Consider the following 15,090-nt stretch of genomic DNA (forward strand, 5'->3'; position numbering starts at 1 on the left):
TCGTTGACACCACCCTACGCTCTTTCAGCTTGCCGTTCGAACTCCATCGGACTGAGATACCCCAATGTGGAATGCCGCCGTCGGGGATTATAGAAGCGCTCAATATAATCGAACACGTCGGCTTTTGCCTGGTCTCGGGTCCGGTACGTGGTTCGCGCCGTGCGCTCGGTCTTCAGCGAGGAGAAGAAGCTCTCTACTGCCGCGTTGTCCCAACAGTTGCCGGAGCGGCTCATGCTACACGAGAGGCCCTGGTCCGCCAGGAGCCGTTGAAACGGTTCGCTGGTGTACTGGGCGAATTCAACCGGTCGACGCAACACCTTTGATTGAGGAGGTGGTTATGGGGCGACCCGCGGGATGGATGCAAACGTTGACGGGGCGAGGCGCGAGGCGCTCACCGGGTGCCCCGTCGCATCGCAATGAGATGGAGCGGCGATTTTGGCTGGAGGTCGCGACTGGGATTACGAGCGAGGAAGCTGCCGAGATGATTGGTGTGTCTCCGGCGGTGGGAACGCGCTGGTTCCGCCATCGTGGCGGCATGCCATTGTTCATGGCGAAACCGGTGTTCGGGCGGTATTTGTCGTTCGCGGAGCGCGAAGAGATCGGGCTGCTGCGGGCTCAAGGCGTCAGCGTGCGGGAGATCGCTCACCGTATTGGGCGCTCCCCCTCAACGGTCTCGCGCGAGCTGACACGCAACGTGGCCACTCGTGGTGGCCAACTCGAGTATCGGGCGTCGGTCGCGCAGTGGAAGGCAGAGATGGTGGCCAGAAGGCCGAAGCCGGCAAAGCTTGTGATTCACCCGCAACTGCGCCACTATGTGCAAGACCGCCTGGAAGGCAAGATCCGTGACGTGGCTGGACGTGAGATGGCTGGCCCTCGACCGGCACCGTTCAAGGGGCGGAACACGCCTCATCGCGGCGACCGCCAATGGGTCACTGGCTGGTCGCCAGAGCAGATTGCCCGCCGGCTGCAGATCGACTTCCCGAACGATGAATCAATGCGAATCTCTCACGAAGCCATTTACCAGGCGTTGTACATTCAAGGCAGAGGCGCTCTCAAACGCGAGTTGGTGAGCTGCCTTCGTACTGGGCGGGCGTTGCGCGTGCCACGGGCCAGAGCACAGGCCAAGGCGTGGGCGCACGTCAGCGAGGAGGTCATGATCTCCAGCCGTCCTGCAGAGGCACAAGACCGCGCCGTGCCCGGGCATTGGGAGGGGGACCTAATCATCGGCCTGAACCGGTCTGCGATTGGGACGCTGGTGGAGCGATCAAGCCGCTTCACCATGCTGGTTCACCTGCCTCGCGAGAAGGGCTATGGGCTGATCCCCCGCACGAAGAACGGCCCCGCGCTGGCTGGCTACGGAGCCATCACCATGGCCAATGCGCTCAAGAGAACGGTGACAACCCTGCCTGCCCAGCTGTGGCAATCATTGACTTGGGATCGTGGCAAAGAACTATCCGATCACGCCCGGTTTACCGTTGAGGCAGGAGTGAAGGTCTTCTTTACTGATCCTCATAGTCCATGGCAGCGCGGCACAAACGAGAACACGAACGGACTTCTGCGCCAATACTTCCCCAAGGGCACCGACCTGTCTCGTTGGAGTGACCAAGAAATCCAGGCCGTAGCCCACACGCTCAACACCAGACCGCGGAAGACGCTTGGTTGGAAGACACCAGCCGAAGCCCTAAACAAGTACCTACAATTCGCCGGACAACCCAGTGTTGCGTCGACCGGTTGAATTCGCCCTGACTGCCTCGATCAGAGTGATGCAACACCGCCTCGGGCTTGCCTCGCCGCCAGATCGCCATCACCAGAGCATCGGTGACCAGTTGCGTGGTCATCGTCGCCTGCATCGACCAGCCGACGACCCGTCGTGAGAAGAGATCCACCACCGCCGCGACGTAGAGCCAGCCTTCGGCGGTCCAGAGATAGGTGAAGTCAGCGACCCATTTGCGGTTGGCCGACGCGGCCGTAAATGTCCGGTCGAGCACATTGGGCGCGACGGCGTTTGTTGACCGCACGCCAGTATCCGAGGGTGCCCCTCCCGCCACACCCCCCATGCCGACAGACACCAGCGGCCTGCCTCCTCTCCCTGCACAGCCATAGCCCATCGCCTGCGGCAGGCCCCGCACCGCGCGAGCCCGGAGGCTGGCATCTGAACACGTTCCTTGGTAAACAACTAAAGAGGTCACGCTGTTTGAGTAGGAGCACCATCTACCCCTCATATTTCTACCCACCACGCGTGCCCTCCCCTTTCGACCTACAGGACGTGACAGAAGAGCAACTCGCTCAGCGGCACGCCAAGAACAAGTAGCCTCGATGGGGGGGAACACCCTTCTTGTGAAGAATATCAGATTGCCTCCACACCCCCTACAGTCGGCAAATCAGCCCCAGGAGCGGCTTTGCACATGGCTGATCCACATCACCCATTCCCCCTGCACGTGTTTCGCGATTTCTCCGCGCGTGAGATGACCCAGATCCTCGAGATCATGCACCACCTCTTCCATGCCCAGACGGAACAGGACATTCGACATATCCTGCAACTCAAGCAGACGCTCCTCCCCTGTAACAAAATCGTGGCGGCCACCCTCTCACTTCCCGCCATGGCCACCCCCCATGACCATGCACCCTTTCACATCATCAATGTCTCCTATCCCACCGCGTGGCTCACGACCTATCAGCAGCAGGGATACCACCGCTATGATCCGGTCATGCAACGCTGGTCGAGCACCCAACAGACGTTTGCGTGGGAACATACCATCCGCAAACGGATGGGGCCCAAAACCGAAGAAGTAATGGAAGAAGCCCGAGCCTATGACATTACGGCGGGCGCGATTGGAGGCAGGATTGATCGGCGACACCAGACCGGTGCATTCATCGCCTACGCTGGCGGATTGCACAAGGATAATCTGCGCTATTGCGACGTGATCGACTATATCAATAGCGAACTTGCCGCCGCGTTACTGCGCATCTGTCCGCCTCTCCTCAACCGCCCTCAACTCTCAGCGCGCGAACGGGAAGTATTGGAAGGGATCAAGGCGGGACATGAAACACGAGCGATTGCGACCAGGCTCGGCATTAGCGAACGCACCGTCCGCTTTCATGTTGAACGCTTGCTGATCAAACTGCGCGCCAAGACCAGGGCTCAGGCCATCGAGAATTACTACGCCTCTCATGGGCCCTCATTCACCGCCGCGCAACACGTTCAGAAGAAAGACAGTGTCTAACACTCCGTCATCGATGTCGACCCTGACGCGTCCGCCGAGACGAGCCCAGCCCTTTCCTTCTATGTTCCCCAGCCTGGCACGAGCGTGCGCTAACCCTCAGATTTCGGTTCGGAGCCACTCCGATCCACCGCCGCTACGGCCCAGGGCACTTTCAACGTGGCCGCATCACGTTTCACGAGGTCATAGAGATAACTGCCTGGGTTGATCCGCTCGCCACGGGCGACACGCTCCTTGACCTCATGGAACCGTCGCCAAATCATGACATGTGGCACCGAATTGATCGCACGTTGCCAGGTTTTCACCCAGATATGCGGATCTTTGCGACGTCCCGAAAACTCCAAGATCAAGTCTAACAGTTTGGCGGCCGAGGCCGCCGTCTCCTCCGCGCTCCGGTTCTCAATCTGCGAATCGGCGATCAACACCATCGGATCGCTCGTATCTTCGAGCATTTTCATCGCTGGCCGATCATCCCCGACGCCATAATAGGCCCGCCGTTCCTCTAGTTGCTGCTCCGCCTCCCGCCACGCCGGTCCGGCTTCCCACATCAACATATATTCCCGAGGCTTGCTCCCCTGGACTGGCACGAGATCCCATGAACTCAGAAACTGACGGGCCATCAATTCCTCATGCGCCGGCCCCAATTGCTGACGGACTTGGGAAATCGCGGTATATCGAGTCAGCTCAAACCCCTCCACCAACTCCGAATAACTTTGCATCGCGGATCCACCGCCCAGATAAAAGAGATGCGACAGCAACTGATGCAAGACCTTCGTGATATGGCCCTTCACATCTTGAAGCAGGTGATGATCGACCACAAAACAATTCCCCGCCAACAGACTCTCGCAGTACCAATCATCCAAATGTATCTCATAGCCGTCGAGGAGCAGTCCCTTCCCCGTCGCGGTCCCGGGCAAGGTGACGTTCCGAAGAATTCTCATAAAGGACGACCGAGGGGACTTCATCGAAACCTCGCCGGTTTTCCGTGTCTTGCCCGATCCCACGCCGATCATCAAGCCAGCAAGCCGCATCAAACACCGATTCAGTTCCTGATATTCCCGCCCCCCTTTTTCCTTCCCCGCCCGCTCCAGGACCTCGTGCCCCTGAAATCGAACCACCGGATCTAACGTACGGGACTTCTTGATCCGATCTAACAGCAGACCCTCTAACCCCAAGAACAACTCAAAATCCACGGCGGTGGGAAAGCCTAAGTCTCCCGACGCATACGCGACCAAGGTCATTTTGCGAATCGTCCCATCCCGCCAGAGATACCGAACCATTTCCTTTTCATGGACCGATTTTTGAGAACGGCGAGAGGACGTATTCGCGGACCAGAAATGCAGCGATCCCAGAATCCGTTCCCGCAAGAGATACTGAGAGGTTGCGTGTCCAAATGAAGGGACGAGTCTCCCGTAGGAGAGTATTTCGCGCGCATTCTCTGTCAGAGACTTTTGCGACTCAGCGTCCATAGCGCGTAACGTTCTTTCTTCTCTTTCGTTATTCATAACGTAGAAAGGGACAACTTCATCCTCGATTGACCGAGCAGAAAAGGCCTAATTTCAAGATGTTCACTCTACATCCGTGAAGTTCAATGACTTCCCGTCCCTTCAATCCCTTCCCGTTCAGATCTTCAATGACTTCCCGATCAAACCGGAAAAACCTTCAATGACTTCCCGCCTCATTCACCAGCTTCCCGTCCAACCTTCAATGAATTCCCATGGCCCTGTGGATAACCTCCTCTGGCTCTACCATTACCAGGGGTGGGACCTGCCCTCCCACTCCCTAGAGAAGAAAATTCGATGAAAATTCCACGATGTATCTTGTGAGATACAGAAGAGGGGTAGCCGAGATACAACGGGAATTCATTGAAACCTTTCCACCACGGGAATTGATTGAAACTTTCTACCACCGTCACAGATCTACCATGGTCTATTCATGGCTACCCGCGTCAGCCACACGCCCAAACCGATCCAGAACCTCCAGAATTTGCTGAATCCCATCCCGGACACTCTCCACCTTATCTTGTTGATTCGGGGACCAGCGAATCGCAGCCACCACCCCTTTACTGCCATTCTCCCCGCGCAGCGTCACCCGGATACATTGTGCCCCTTGATTAAACCGCGGCCGGCGGTGAACCTCTTGCCGTATTTTCTCACTCGCCCAGCGGTCTTTCACGGCCTGCCGGGCAATCCGCTCCATCTTTGCCGGCTGATCCATCAACGGCAGCAAGGCCTCCGCATGACGCGAGGTCATATCACTGCCGGGAGCAAACAGAATGTCGAGGACAGGGGGCGGAAGTTTGAGCAAACTCAATGCCCGCGAGATCCGGGTCTTATGACAGCCGACTTTCTCCGCTAGTTGAATCTGCTGATAGCCGTGGCGCTGAAGCAGCGCCTGAAAGGCGCGCGCTTCTTCGAGAGGAGACAAGTCCTTCCGAACCAGATTGTCAATCAACGCCTGCGCCGCCGCTTGACCGGTTGACGTCTCCCGCACCAGCGCCGGTATCGTTCCATGGCCCAACAACTGCGTTGCGCGCCACCGCCGTTCCCCAGCAATCACTTCAAATTTCTCCCCCACCTGACGTACTTGAATGGGATTCAACACCCCATGCTGGCGAATGGACTCCAACAACTCTTGATCCGCTTCTGGATCAACGACCTGTCGAGGCTGATCCGGACTCGGGACCAACCGATCGAGCGGAATCTCATAGACCTGCTCGGCAACCCGGCCGGGCAGGGCGCTCTCAGCTGGGACCGGCGCCGGCGCAATCCCTAACGATTCCGCAACTACCGCGCGCCGCTCCACGTCCTTCGTGCCGGAGTCTTCTACCGCTGAAGCCGGAGGCCCAGCGGTCCCCGGATCCTGAGGAGGCACTCCCAACATATCCCAGGTTGAAAAACGCCGGGCTTGACGATCAAATCCCTGTTCAAGCTCGGCCAAATGTGGCGAGGGTTTCTTTGTTTTCGTCTCTTTCTTTGGGTGCGTCATGGCTACGCCTCACTCGCCACCAGTTCATCGGCAAACTCTCGCAAGGGTTTCAAATGCAGCCGCTCCAGCACTTCCCGCCCAAACTGCATATAATCCCGCGCCCCGGTACTCTGACGATCCGATTGAAAGATCGTCTTCTTCATGACCTCGGCATCCTGAATCCGCGCCGACGAGGCGATCGCCGTGTGAAACACCAACGGCCCAAACCGCTTTTCAATCGCGTTCCTCATGGCCTTACACACGTTTTTTCGGCCATCGTGCTTGGTAATCAATACTCCCAAACATGACAGATGCGGGTTCACTTCGTCTTGCGACACGTCCTTGATTACTTCTTCCAAATCCGCGTACCCGTCGAGACTGTATTTCGAGCCGCTTTCCATCGGCACGATGAAATGGTCGGACGCCACCAACGCATTGACTGTCAGGAACGACAGACTCGGCGCACAATCGATCAAGACGATCTCATCTGGACCGATCGCCAATTGACTCAAGCGACGTTTCAGGGCGGACCCAGGGGTCAGCATATGAATCTTCTGGAGTTCACGATCCACGCGGGTCAACCCGACATGCCCATAGATCAGTCGCACGTCTTCTTCGATGGTCTCATGCCACGGCGCGGCCACCGTGCTGGCTTTGTCTAATAAGAGATTCGCGGATGTGAATTTTACTTCGTAAGGATCCATCTTTCCCAATGTCGTCGAAGCATTGGCTTGCGGATCAAGATCGATGACCAACACAGGATGTCCCAGGCGGGCCAACGCCGCCGCCATGTTAACAACCGTCGTGGTTTTTCCGACTCCACCTTTCTGATTGATGACAGAAATAGTCTTCATCTAGTATGCCCTCCAAGCGATGACCACAATTAGACCGGGAAGATATACGTGTGAGGCGATAATTGCAACACCCAAGTCTAAGATAGGCCCAGTGTTTGTCGAACATGCAGTCATATGATCGGCATGACGCTAGACTTGCCCTATCGTAGATATCACGAGAAAAACATTTCTCAGTTGCGCGCGCGCAACTCGTCATACCCTCCTCCCATTCCCACGACAGTCGTTAAGGCAGGTCGTCACCATCTAGCCCAGGCGTCCCACGCGCGGTCGAGGGAACTCTAGGGCTAACACGCCGGAGCAGTTGCGCGGGCGCAACTGAGAAAGATTCTATAAATCATACTTTCTGAACAAACATTGCACTATCGTGAGAGAAGCTTTCAACGCTTTTCATCATTCATAGCAGCCGACGAGATCGCCAATGGAATGGGAAGAAGAGTTACGCGCGCGCAACTGTGAAAGATTGAATGTATTGAACAACGGAAGAGAAGTCGATGGCAGCTTGCATCTTTGTCGAGCGATAACCCATGCGGCATATTCATAGCGCGGCACTTGTCGGTTACGAGCGATGACGCGAAGATCGCCATCGTTTCTGAAGAAGTGGGAAATGATTCACAGTTGCGCGCGCGCAACTGTGGGACATGGTCGTGCATCCTCGGCGGAGAACGAAGCATGTGCCGGGGAGTTCGCAGGGGAATGACGATTGCGACACAGAGGAGACAGGCGTGGAGTGGCGAAGGGGCTGGCGTCGCGCTCAGACGACCGGATGAAACGAGAACGCATTCGGATGGTGTTTCTTCATATAATGGTACATGCAGGACCGCATGACTTCGAAGAGCACCAGCTGATGAAAGAGGTGTTTCTCGACCGTGAGCCCCAGCTCCTGTAATCGGCTGATGACGCGCTCCTCGAGTTCCTGCCGTTCCTTGGGGGGCAGGGACAGATAGGACAGTTCCAGTTTCTCGCGTTCCTCCGGCGTCAACTCCTTCAAGCGGTTTTCGAGTGAGCCGGTACTGCCCGCAACACGCAGCCGTGTACGCACCGGCACCGACCCTGGGAAGGTCTTCCGATACGTATACCACCGGACTTCATACTGCGCGGGCGTGTGCGGGCCTCCACGCGAGACGACATTGATCAGATCCACCTTGGGATTCGCCAGCGTCCGCAGCGCCGCCGTGACCGTCTCCTTGCTCAAGCCCGTCTTCTCCACCAACGTCCGAATCGTGATCCGCACGGTGCGGCGGCCGCGTGCGAGCGTCTCCTTCATGAGGTGGAGGAAAATCAGCTGCGCCGGCGCCCCCAAGGCCGATAATCCGCCATCGAGATACCGATGCAGAATGGCCAGATAGGCAAGGGGCGTCTCACAGGCCGCCCGCAGGTCCTCGTCTGAGATGCGTTCACTGATGTGTTGGGTCGGGGCGTCGATCATCGTCTTACCATTCCGAGGGTGCATGTCCGGTCAGGCTCCTCGCTACACGCGGAGAGGGTGCCGAATGCGAGCGGTCTGAGTCGGGCAGCCATCCGTACATCGTGACGACCGTGGCCAGGCTGCGGTGCTAATTCCAGGATCCACCGCTCTCAACCACGCCGTGCGCGCTCCGATAATCGGACGCGATCGTCTTGAATCATCACGTGAAAGGCCGCGCGAAGCATCCTATACACTTTGTCCTAGTATAGTGTCAATGGTTGGAATTCTAGGACAAAGGCCGTGGACCTGGAGTCGGACGCGCTCTTAGCATCCGGGATTGTATCCTTCTCGGATACCTTGTCTTTTCGGATCGGCTGGGGTAGGGTGGGCACGGACGGGTCAGAGATGGGTGAAATGGGGTCGGCAGACAATCGACTCCTGGGGGGTCGCTGGGGCCGCCCCAATCGGACCACTCCCATTATATAGAGGGCGAGGGAGGGACGAGGCGGACCCAGGCGTCGGATTGCCGACCCGGTCTGATCGATCACCTAGTATAAGGAGTGTCAGTCGATGGATCTGGTGTCGGCCCTGCCTGAGACGGGGCTCCCACAGCTACGTCAGCCGGATGCGTTGGTCCCGCTCGCCACGACGGGGCTCCGACGGGCCGGGCGCGAACTCCCGCCCGTCTGTCTCCAGTTGTCGTCATCCACGCTGATTGGTTTACGGGTCTACCTCGACGAATTTGCGCGACAACTCGCGGCGCAGAAACCCTCTGCGACCACAGCCCGCACCTATCTGAAACGGGGTCGGGCATTCATCGCGTGGCTGGAGCAGCAGAGCGTTCTGCGGCGCCTCGATCGCGCGTGCCTCGACGCCTATCGCGTCTCCCTGGATCGACGGTTTCCGAATCCGCGCACGAAGAACGGGTATCTGACGGCCGTCCGCCAGTTTCTGCACTGGCTCGTGCCGCTCCACCCCGGCTTGGTCAATCCGGCCGACTTCGTCCAAGGCTGGCCGTGCAGTCGGCAGCACACGCGGCGGCATTTGCCGGTGGCGGATGCCAAGGCGTTACTCGCCGCGCTCGAATCCGATCCACGGAAATCGGAGCTGCAACGGGCCCGCAACGTCGCGATGGCCTATTTGATGCTGAAGACGGGCCTGCGGACGATTGAAGTCAGCCGGGCGCGGATTGACCATCTCCAAGAACATGTGCCGGGCGACAAATGGAAATTGTGGGTGCATGGAAAGGGGCGGCCATCCGCCGATGAGTCCGTGCAGGTGCTCAAGGAGGTGTACGACCGCATCCAGACGTATCTCGCACTCAGACCTGGACCGCCGCAGGGATCGGATCCGCTCTTTGCGACCACGGCCTGTGTCGATCGCGGCGGGAACATCGTGACGCCAGCCGGGCAGCCGCTCTCGACCCGCGCCATTCGTCGGATTATCACAGAGGGTTTGCTCTTGGCCGGAGTGAAGAAGCCCGGCATCGTCGTCCATAGTCTGCGGCACTCCACCCCCACCTTTGCCCTCCTCAATGACGCGAATCCCACGCGGGTCCAGAAGATGATGCGGCACCAGCACTATGCGACCACCGAGATTTATGTCGAAGAAGTGCAGCGGTTGTTGGAAGGGGCGGAGGAGGCGGTCACGCAGATCTAAGCAAGAACGGGCACATCGGTCCTTGATCAGACTGACGATGCCAGAGCGCCCGCGGAGGCTTCGTGACAAGACTTGAACAACAAAACGGAGGAAGCGATCTGGGCCCACTTGATCGGCCCCAGGGCTGGCGGCATTGACAAGAAGATCTCAGCAAGCTACACAATTACATGTGTTCCTCACACAGCAAGCGCCTTATCGAGCGGACATGACACAACATCCCGCATAAGCACCATCATGCCCCCCTCGACACTCCCGATCATACGGATACCCCTCTCACAGCCTGCGAACGGGACAATCGATGTGAGTATTCAGTCCATTCCATCCGCCAACGACACCCACCTGACGTGGTGGGATGCAAACGTTCAACCCATTATTAATCAGATGCCCCAACGAGCTGACCGTGGATGGCGATGGAAGCGCATCATGTCTGGCCTCAACGGCGTGCTATTTCGGCATCAAGCCCCGGCTGGCTTTGCAGTCACGTTCAGATCGGTCCGCGATTCTCAAGGTCAGCCGATCGTATGTGGGCTCACCTATGCTGTCCGCCACTACGTGTACCTCGGAGGCAATCAGCAAAACGCCTCCTACCTTTGGTATTGCGCAAGCGCCCCGGGCAAGATCCTCGCACACCATCTCACCAACCACTTTGGCCAACCAACCTCGATCGAGCCACACGAGATCGGCAAAATCGCGCTGGACCTCACGATTCAGGAGTCAGTACAGGGTGGGTATCACGGCAGAATGGGCCTCCATGCAGACCCCAAAGGAGGTGTCAAGCTGCTCTCCCTTTACTCGCAGTACGGTATGACAGCACTGCCTGACGGGTCCCTCCCCCCGACGCTCATGCGCACAATTCTCCAAGGTCGCGGTGCCAAAGGGTATTTCTATTTTGACGAGGCTGGGGCCCTCTCGTTTTCTCAGTCGTTGACCTCATGGCGCTAGAGAGGTAGACTTTCTCATGCCGACATCCATGTACGTCTTTGCCGATATCGCCCGCAAATATGGCATCGACCCCACAAACGATGCCGCAATCGACGAATTTTTCATCACAACCGTTCCAACGTTGACCGAGGACGAGCAACAAGCGATTTTTACAGAACTCCTCCAACGCGAGAACGAAACCCCTCCGCTCAGCCCCACCGAGACCGTTCACAAACTCGTCGATTCCATTATTCGGGAAGAGCTTGCGACCATGCGCCAGATCCAGCAGGCCTGTACAGCATCCCAATCCATCACGGAGCTTCGGGAGCATATTTTGAAACTGACGAAGGAGCTGGAAAACAAACGAGCCCGACAAGTCAAGCAACTCAGTCAGGGCTAGCTCTTGACGCCTTGTCGAACCCGCTGGCGCGACACAGAGTTGAAGATCTCGGCTGTACCCGTCGTGTGAGAACCCCAGTACTCGCTCCATCAACTGGATCATGACCGAACGTCTGCTCTTGGCGGGCGTCAAGAAGCTGGGCATCGTCGTGCAGAGTTTGCGCCTTTCGACGCCCACCTTTGCGCTGCTCAACGAGGCGAATCCGACGTGGGTTCAGAAGATGATGCAGCATCAGCATGACGCCACCACAGAGATGTATGTGGTGGAAGTGCAGAAGTTGCTCGAGGGGACGGAAGATGCGGTGACGCAAATCTGACGGGGCTCCGCGCGTCATCGTATCCCCAGACGGTCCTTTCACTCTCGGAGATCCCGGAATTCTCCATGATCCTTCAAGCCGACACGACCATTACCGACTGAGATGGTGAACTCAATACGAGAGTCTCTATCACACCGGTGACGTCCCCGCCCGTACAGTTGCAGATGAAACATACCTACTTGTACAAAATTAATTCTCGCTCGTGACTCCTTACCGTGAGCAGTGATGCGCTACACCCTACAGCTTAAGCGGGTTCGGACACCGAAGGCTGAATCATTTGTTAAAGACAACCCCCAAGGAAGCTGTCGCCGGACATGGTGGTTTCGATCAAGGCCACGTTGTTCCGGTTATACCAGGCTGAAACGATCAGGGGGCACGAACTTCCATTCCTACGGTTGCATCCATTGAAAGGAAGTCGAAAGGGGAGTGGCGTGCGCAGATGCCCTTCTACCGACAACCCGACTGGGAGATATCTCATGCGCATGGCTGCCCTCATTGTTGAGAGTCTTATTGATCCTTCCCGTCCTGTAACCCAGCTTACAGATTCATTTGGACCGACCAATCTATGCTGTGCACATGCGGCGAGTTGACTTCTATTTCCACGACAGATGCTTGTCAGAGCAATCAATCCTATCACTTGCGACGGACGTCCTTGAACAGTATCCAACATGGGCCGTGACGGTTCATCAGCTAGCGGAGAAAGACATTGAAAGACTGGGCTTTTCGGTCCTGCCAGTCGTCGTCATCAATGGCCAGACCGTGGCAACAGGTGTGCCGAAGAAAGAGTGGTTACTCCGAAAAGTAGGGGAGTGGACTCAGCTAGACCAGTAAAAGGTTTGCGATGACCGGTGTACCCCTTCATGTGGCGAAGGCTATGGTACAACACAGCACAACGACCGAACACGCTGAGCGAGCTGAATGCGGTGCTGAACGATCCCGCCGCCTGGCCGCTGAGACAGTCCTCGTAGACATTACCGAGACCTTCGGCATTTCGTTTGTTCCCGACTTGTTTGCCGCGCTTCAGGCGAGACCAGCCTATCTCGAGGCGGCCTGGGAACTATTCAGGGACGACGTCGACCTTGATGTCCTCGATGCTCGAACCAGGCGAATCGTGGCATTGGCCATCACCACAAATGCGAGTGGACTATACCAGATCGCCGCACTACCACATGCCTTCTGTCTGAGTGCTGTGGGCCCTCGGAGATGCGAGGCCATTGTGTCGACGATTCGAATTGTTCAAACCTTTGACCGATATCTGTCCGACCGTGTGCCTCTTCACAACACCCCTGCAACGATACTATCGGGAACGATGACCGTGCTCACTTCTCCTGCTCTGAGACGACCGATATGAGCCACGTATTCAGCTGGCAGATCGCAGTGCACTTATGACTTTCGCGTCGCCCGTGAACACGACCTGGTGGCACCGTCTCACCTCTCCGCAGTGGCGCTGGGTGCTGCTTCTCGCAGGTGGTGCCCTGTTGATCCTCATGGCCTGGCTGGGATTCAGAAAGATCCCGACCACCACCTTTGATCTGTCACGCCACAGCGTTCCACTGGACCAGTTCGTTGACGGGGGGCCTGGGAAGGACGGCATACCGGCCATCCTGACTCCTAAGTTCATCTCGGGCTCAGATTCCACATTTCTCCGTGACGACGACCGAGTGCTCGGACTCACAGCAGGCTCGGAGGCCAAGGCGTATCCGATAAAAATCCTCAATTGGCATGAAATCGTCAACGACATGATCGGGGGGAAGGCCGTCGTCGTTACCTATTGCCCCCTCTGTGGCACCGGCATGGCCTTCGAGGCTGAGGTGCAGGGACGGAGACATACCTTCGGCGTCTCCGGCCTGCTCTATCAAAGCGATCTGCTCATGTACGACCATCAGACGGAGAGCCTCTGGTCGCAAGTCGGCATGCATGCCGTTTCCGGACCGCTGACGGGAGAGAAGCTCAGGCCGATGTTCATAGAACATACGATCTGGAGGGACTGGCGCACCGCTCATCCCTCTACCGTCGTCCTCTCGGCACGAACCGGGTCGTTCCACAACTACGATCGCGATCCTTACGCAGGGTATGGCGAAAGCTCCGAGCTGTTTTTCGACATTACCCATGTCGATTCCCGCTACCACCCCAAGGAATGGGTGGTCGGTCTCGAGATTGATGGCGTCACTAAAGCCTATCCCTTTCTGGAACTGAACAAGGTGTCGTCACCCGTGGCCGACCAGGTGAACGGACAGCGAGTGACCGTACGTTACAACGCAGCGTCTCGCAGCGCCTCGGTGGTCGACGAACAGGGGAAGCCAATCCTCTCCGTGATGGCCTTCTGGTTCGCATGGTACGCGTTTCATCCGGACACACAGGTATTCACTTCTTACTATGCGGGTTAGGGACACTGCTCAAACGACGTCCGGAGCAGACACCAGCGATCACCCCGTGTATCAATCAGACGATCAGCCATTATGTCCTTTGTCATGTGAACGGAGTGAGAAATCTTGAAACGGGAGTGCAGAACAGATTTCTGCTGGTCGAAACGGCACAGAACAAAAGTCATTGTTTCCACTGCGGAATCCGGGATTATTTAGCAACTCGAAGAAATCTGGCTTAGTTCAGGCAGGTGACCGACAGGAGTTCGATATGATGAAACTTCACATTGTTGCATCGGCGTTTGCGGGACTGTCTCTGATCAGTGTCGGGTGTGCAACCCGCTTGGACATATCAAGCCCCGACCAACTCGTGACTCAGCGTGGGGAGACAAACGTCATCTACAGCCCACACGAAGTAGCCAACTTACATAACAAACTGGGGGCGCTGCTGTTTTTGCTGGGAGATCTCCCCAAAGCCTCCGAGGAGCTTCGAACGGCGATTCGACTCGATCCGAAAAGCCCTACCCCACATAATTATTTTGGGATGGTCCTGTATGTCCAAGGGAATTACGTTGGTGCTATTGGGGAGTTCTCCACCGCCGTCCGTTTGAGCCCGAACAATGCCGTAGCCAAGAGCAATCTCGGGTTCGCCTTGTTCGAACATGGGGAATTGGAGTCTGCCATCGTGCAATGGCAGACCGCAGTGAGCCAGGATGCTTCCATTGCCAGTGCCTGGGCTGGCCTGGGGCTAGGATGCTTCTCCTCTGGCTCCGTCGACAAGGGACTCCAAAACTACCGCCAGGCGATTCGCCTGGATCCTAGCTATGGGGATGTGAATTATCTTCGGCTCGTTCGTCGTTGGAACGGAGGGCTACTGAGGGGTGCTGTTGCCATTATGCATCTCCTAGAGACGCGACAGACAATCTCTGCGGAAACGGCGGTCTCTGAATGACACGAGCTTGGGGAATCTTCATCCTGATCATC

13 protein-coding genes and 2 pseudogenes are annotated in these 15,090 nt (G+C 57.2%); 9 read left to right on the forward strand and 6 right to left on the reverse strand.

Annotation, left to right across the window (positions count from 1 at the left end; genetic code table 11):
• Window positions 1-14 precede the first annotated feature (14 nt).
• Window positions 15-293, reverse strand: a pseudogene (locus tag H8K04_19980) (IS3 family transposase).
• A 65-nt stretch (window positions 294-358) separates the two neighbouring features.
• On the opposite strand from H8K04_19980, the gene H8K04_19985 reads away from it, so the two are divergent.
• Window positions 359-1,735, forward strand: coding sequence for an IS30 family transposase (locus H8K04_19985; protein UVT18303.1), 1,377 nt, complete (start codon window positions 359-361; stop codon window positions 1,733-1,735).
• Between the two features lie 7 nt (window positions 1,736-1,742).
• Here H8K04_19985 and H8K04_19990 read toward each other — a convergent pair.
• Window positions 1,743-2,033: pseudogene (locus H8K04_19990) on the reverse strand (DDE-type integrase/transposase/recombinase).
• 372 nt (window positions 2,034-2,405) lie between these two features.
• Between H8K04_19990 and H8K04_19995 the strand changes: the two are divergent.
• Window positions 2,406-3,224: an autoinducer binding domain-containing protein gene (locus H8K04_19995; GenBank protein ID UVT18217.1), complete on the forward strand. Its 819-nt coding sequence runs from the start codon at window positions 2,406-2,408 to the stop codon at window positions 3,222-3,224.
• A gap of 89 nt (window positions 3,225-3,313) precedes the next feature.
• On the opposite strand, the gene H8K04_20000 is transcribed toward H8K04_19995, so the two are convergent.
• The 4 genes from H8K04_20000 to H8K04_20015 form a co-directional block, all read right to left on the reverse strand.
• Window positions 3,314-4,501 carry a replication initiator protein A gene (locus tag H8K04_20000; protein UVT18218.1) on the reverse strand — a complete coding sequence of 396 codons (1,188 nt, stop codon included), beginning with the start codon at window positions 4,499-4,501 and terminating at the stop codon, window positions 3,314-3,316.
• 649 nt (window positions 4,502-5,150) lie between these two features.
• On the reverse strand, window positions 5,151-6,209 hold the full coding sequence (locus H8K04_20005; protein UVT18219.1) for a ParB/RepB/Spo0J family partition protein: 1,059 nt from the start codon (window positions 6,207-6,209) through the stop codon (window positions 5,151-5,153).
• 2 nt (window positions 6,210-6,211) lie between these two features.
• Window positions 6,212-7,042, reverse strand: a complete 831-nt coding sequence (locus tag H8K04_20010) for a ParA family protein (protein UVT18220.1) — start codon at window positions 7,040-7,042, stop codon at window positions 6,212-6,214.
• 751 nt (window positions 7,043-7,793) lie between these two features.
• Window positions 7,794-8,492, reverse strand: coding sequence for a hypothetical protein (locus H8K04_20015; GenBank protein UVT18221.1), 699 nt, complete (start codon window positions 8,490-8,492; stop codon window positions 7,794-7,796).
• Between the two features lie 525 nt (window positions 8,493-9,017).
• Between H8K04_20015 and H8K04_20020 the strand changes: the two genes are divergently transcribed.
• The 7 genes from H8K04_20020 (at window position 9,018) to H8K04_20050 (ending at window position 15,058) form a co-directional block, all read left to right on the forward strand.
• A complete protein-coding gene (locus tag H8K04_20020; GenBank protein ID UVT18222.1) occupies window positions 9,018-10,106 on the forward strand; it encodes a tyrosine-type recombinase/integrase in 1,089 nt (362 codons plus the stop codon).
• A gap of 423 nt (window positions 10,107-10,529) precedes the next feature.
• Complete coding sequence (locus H8K04_20025) at window positions 10,530-11,048, forward strand: hypothetical protein (protein UVT18223.1); 519 nt, start codon at window positions 10,530-10,532, stop codon at window positions 11,046-11,048.
• A 16-nt stretch (window positions 11,049-11,064) separates the two neighbouring features.
• Window positions 11,065-11,427: a hypothetical protein gene (locus H8K04_20030; protein UVT18224.1), complete on the forward strand. Its 363-nt coding sequence runs from the start codon at window positions 11,065-11,067 to the stop codon at window positions 11,425-11,427.
• Between the two features lie 100 nt (window positions 11,428-11,527).
• Complete coding sequence (locus tag H8K04_20035; GenBank protein ID UVT18225.1) at window positions 11,528-11,743, forward strand: hypothetical protein; 216 nt, start codon at window positions 11,528-11,530, stop codon at window positions 11,741-11,743.
• A gap of 841 nt (window positions 11,744-12,584) precedes the next feature.
• Window positions 12,585-13,094 carry a hypothetical protein gene (locus H8K04_20040; GenBank protein UVT18226.1) on the forward strand — a complete coding sequence of 170 codons (510 nt, stop codon included), beginning with the start codon at window positions 12,585-12,587 and terminating at the stop codon, window positions 13,092-13,094.
• 136 nt (window positions 13,095-13,230) lie between these two features.
• On the forward strand, window positions 13,231-14,130 hold the full coding sequence (locus H8K04_20045; GenBank protein UVT18304.1) for a DUF3179 domain-containing protein: 900 nt from the start codon (window positions 13,231-13,233) through the stop codon (window positions 14,128-14,130).
• A gap of 247 nt (window positions 14,131-14,377) precedes the next feature.
• A complete protein-coding gene (locus H8K04_20050) occupies window positions 14,378-15,058 on the forward strand; it encodes a tetratricopeptide repeat protein (GenBank protein ID UVT18227.1) in 681 nt (226 codons plus the stop codon).
• Window positions 15,059-15,090 lie beyond the last annotated feature (32 nt).

Source organism: Nitrospira sp., from assembly GCA_024760525.1.
Lineage (GTDB): Bacteria > Nitrospirota > Nitrospiria > Nitrospirales > Nitrospiraceae > Nitrospira_D.

Bases quoted from the DNA above. Each gene is read 5' to 3' on its own strand.
- H8K04_19985 (UVT18303.1), top strand. From the start codon at position 359: ATGCAAACGTTGACGGGGCGAGGCGCGAGGCGCTCACCGGGTGCCCCG.
- H8K04_19995 (UVT18217.1), top strand. From the start codon at position 2,406: ATGGCTGATCCACATCACCCATTCCCCCTGCACGTGTTTCGCGATTTC.
- H8K04_20000 (UVT18218.1), bottom strand. From the start codon at position 4,501: ATGGTTCGGTATCTCTGGCGGGATGGGACGATTCGCAAAATGACCTTG.
- H8K04_20005 (UVT18219.1), bottom strand. From the start codon at position 6,209: ATGACGCACCCAAAGAAAGAGACGAAAACAAAGAAACCCTCGCCACAT.
- H8K04_20010 (UVT18220.1), bottom strand. From the start codon at position 7,042: ATGAAGACTATTTCTGTCATCAATCAGAAAGGTGGAGTCGGAAAAACC.
- H8K04_20015 (UVT18221.1), bottom strand. From the start codon at position 8,492: ATGCACCCTCGGAATGGTAAGACGATGATCGACGCCCCGACCCAACAC.
- H8K04_20020 (UVT18222.1), top strand. From the start codon at position 9,018: ATGGATCTGGTGTCGGCCCTGCCTGAGACGGGGCTCCCACAGCTACGT.
- H8K04_20025 (UVT18223.1), top strand. From the start codon at position 10,530: ATGTCTGGCCTCAACGGCGTGCTATTTCGGCATCAAGCCCCGGCTGGC.
- H8K04_20030 (UVT18224.1), top strand. From the start codon at position 11,065: ATGCCGACATCCATGTACGTCTTTGCCGATATCGCCCGCAAATATGGC.
- H8K04_20035 (UVT18225.1), top strand. From the start codon at position 11,528: ATGACCGAACGTCTGCTCTTGGCGGGCGTCAAGAAGCTGGGCATCGTC.
- H8K04_20040 (UVT18226.1), top strand. From the start codon at position 12,585: ATGACCGGTGTACCCCTTCATGTGGCGAAGGCTATGGTACAACACAGC.
- H8K04_20045 (UVT18304.1), top strand. From the start codon at position 13,231: ATGGCCTGGCTGGGATTCAGAAAGATCCCGACCACCACCTTTGATCTG.
- H8K04_20050 (UVT18227.1), top strand. From the start codon at position 14,378: ATGATGAAACTTCACATTGTTGCATCGGCGTTTGCGGGACTGTCTCTG.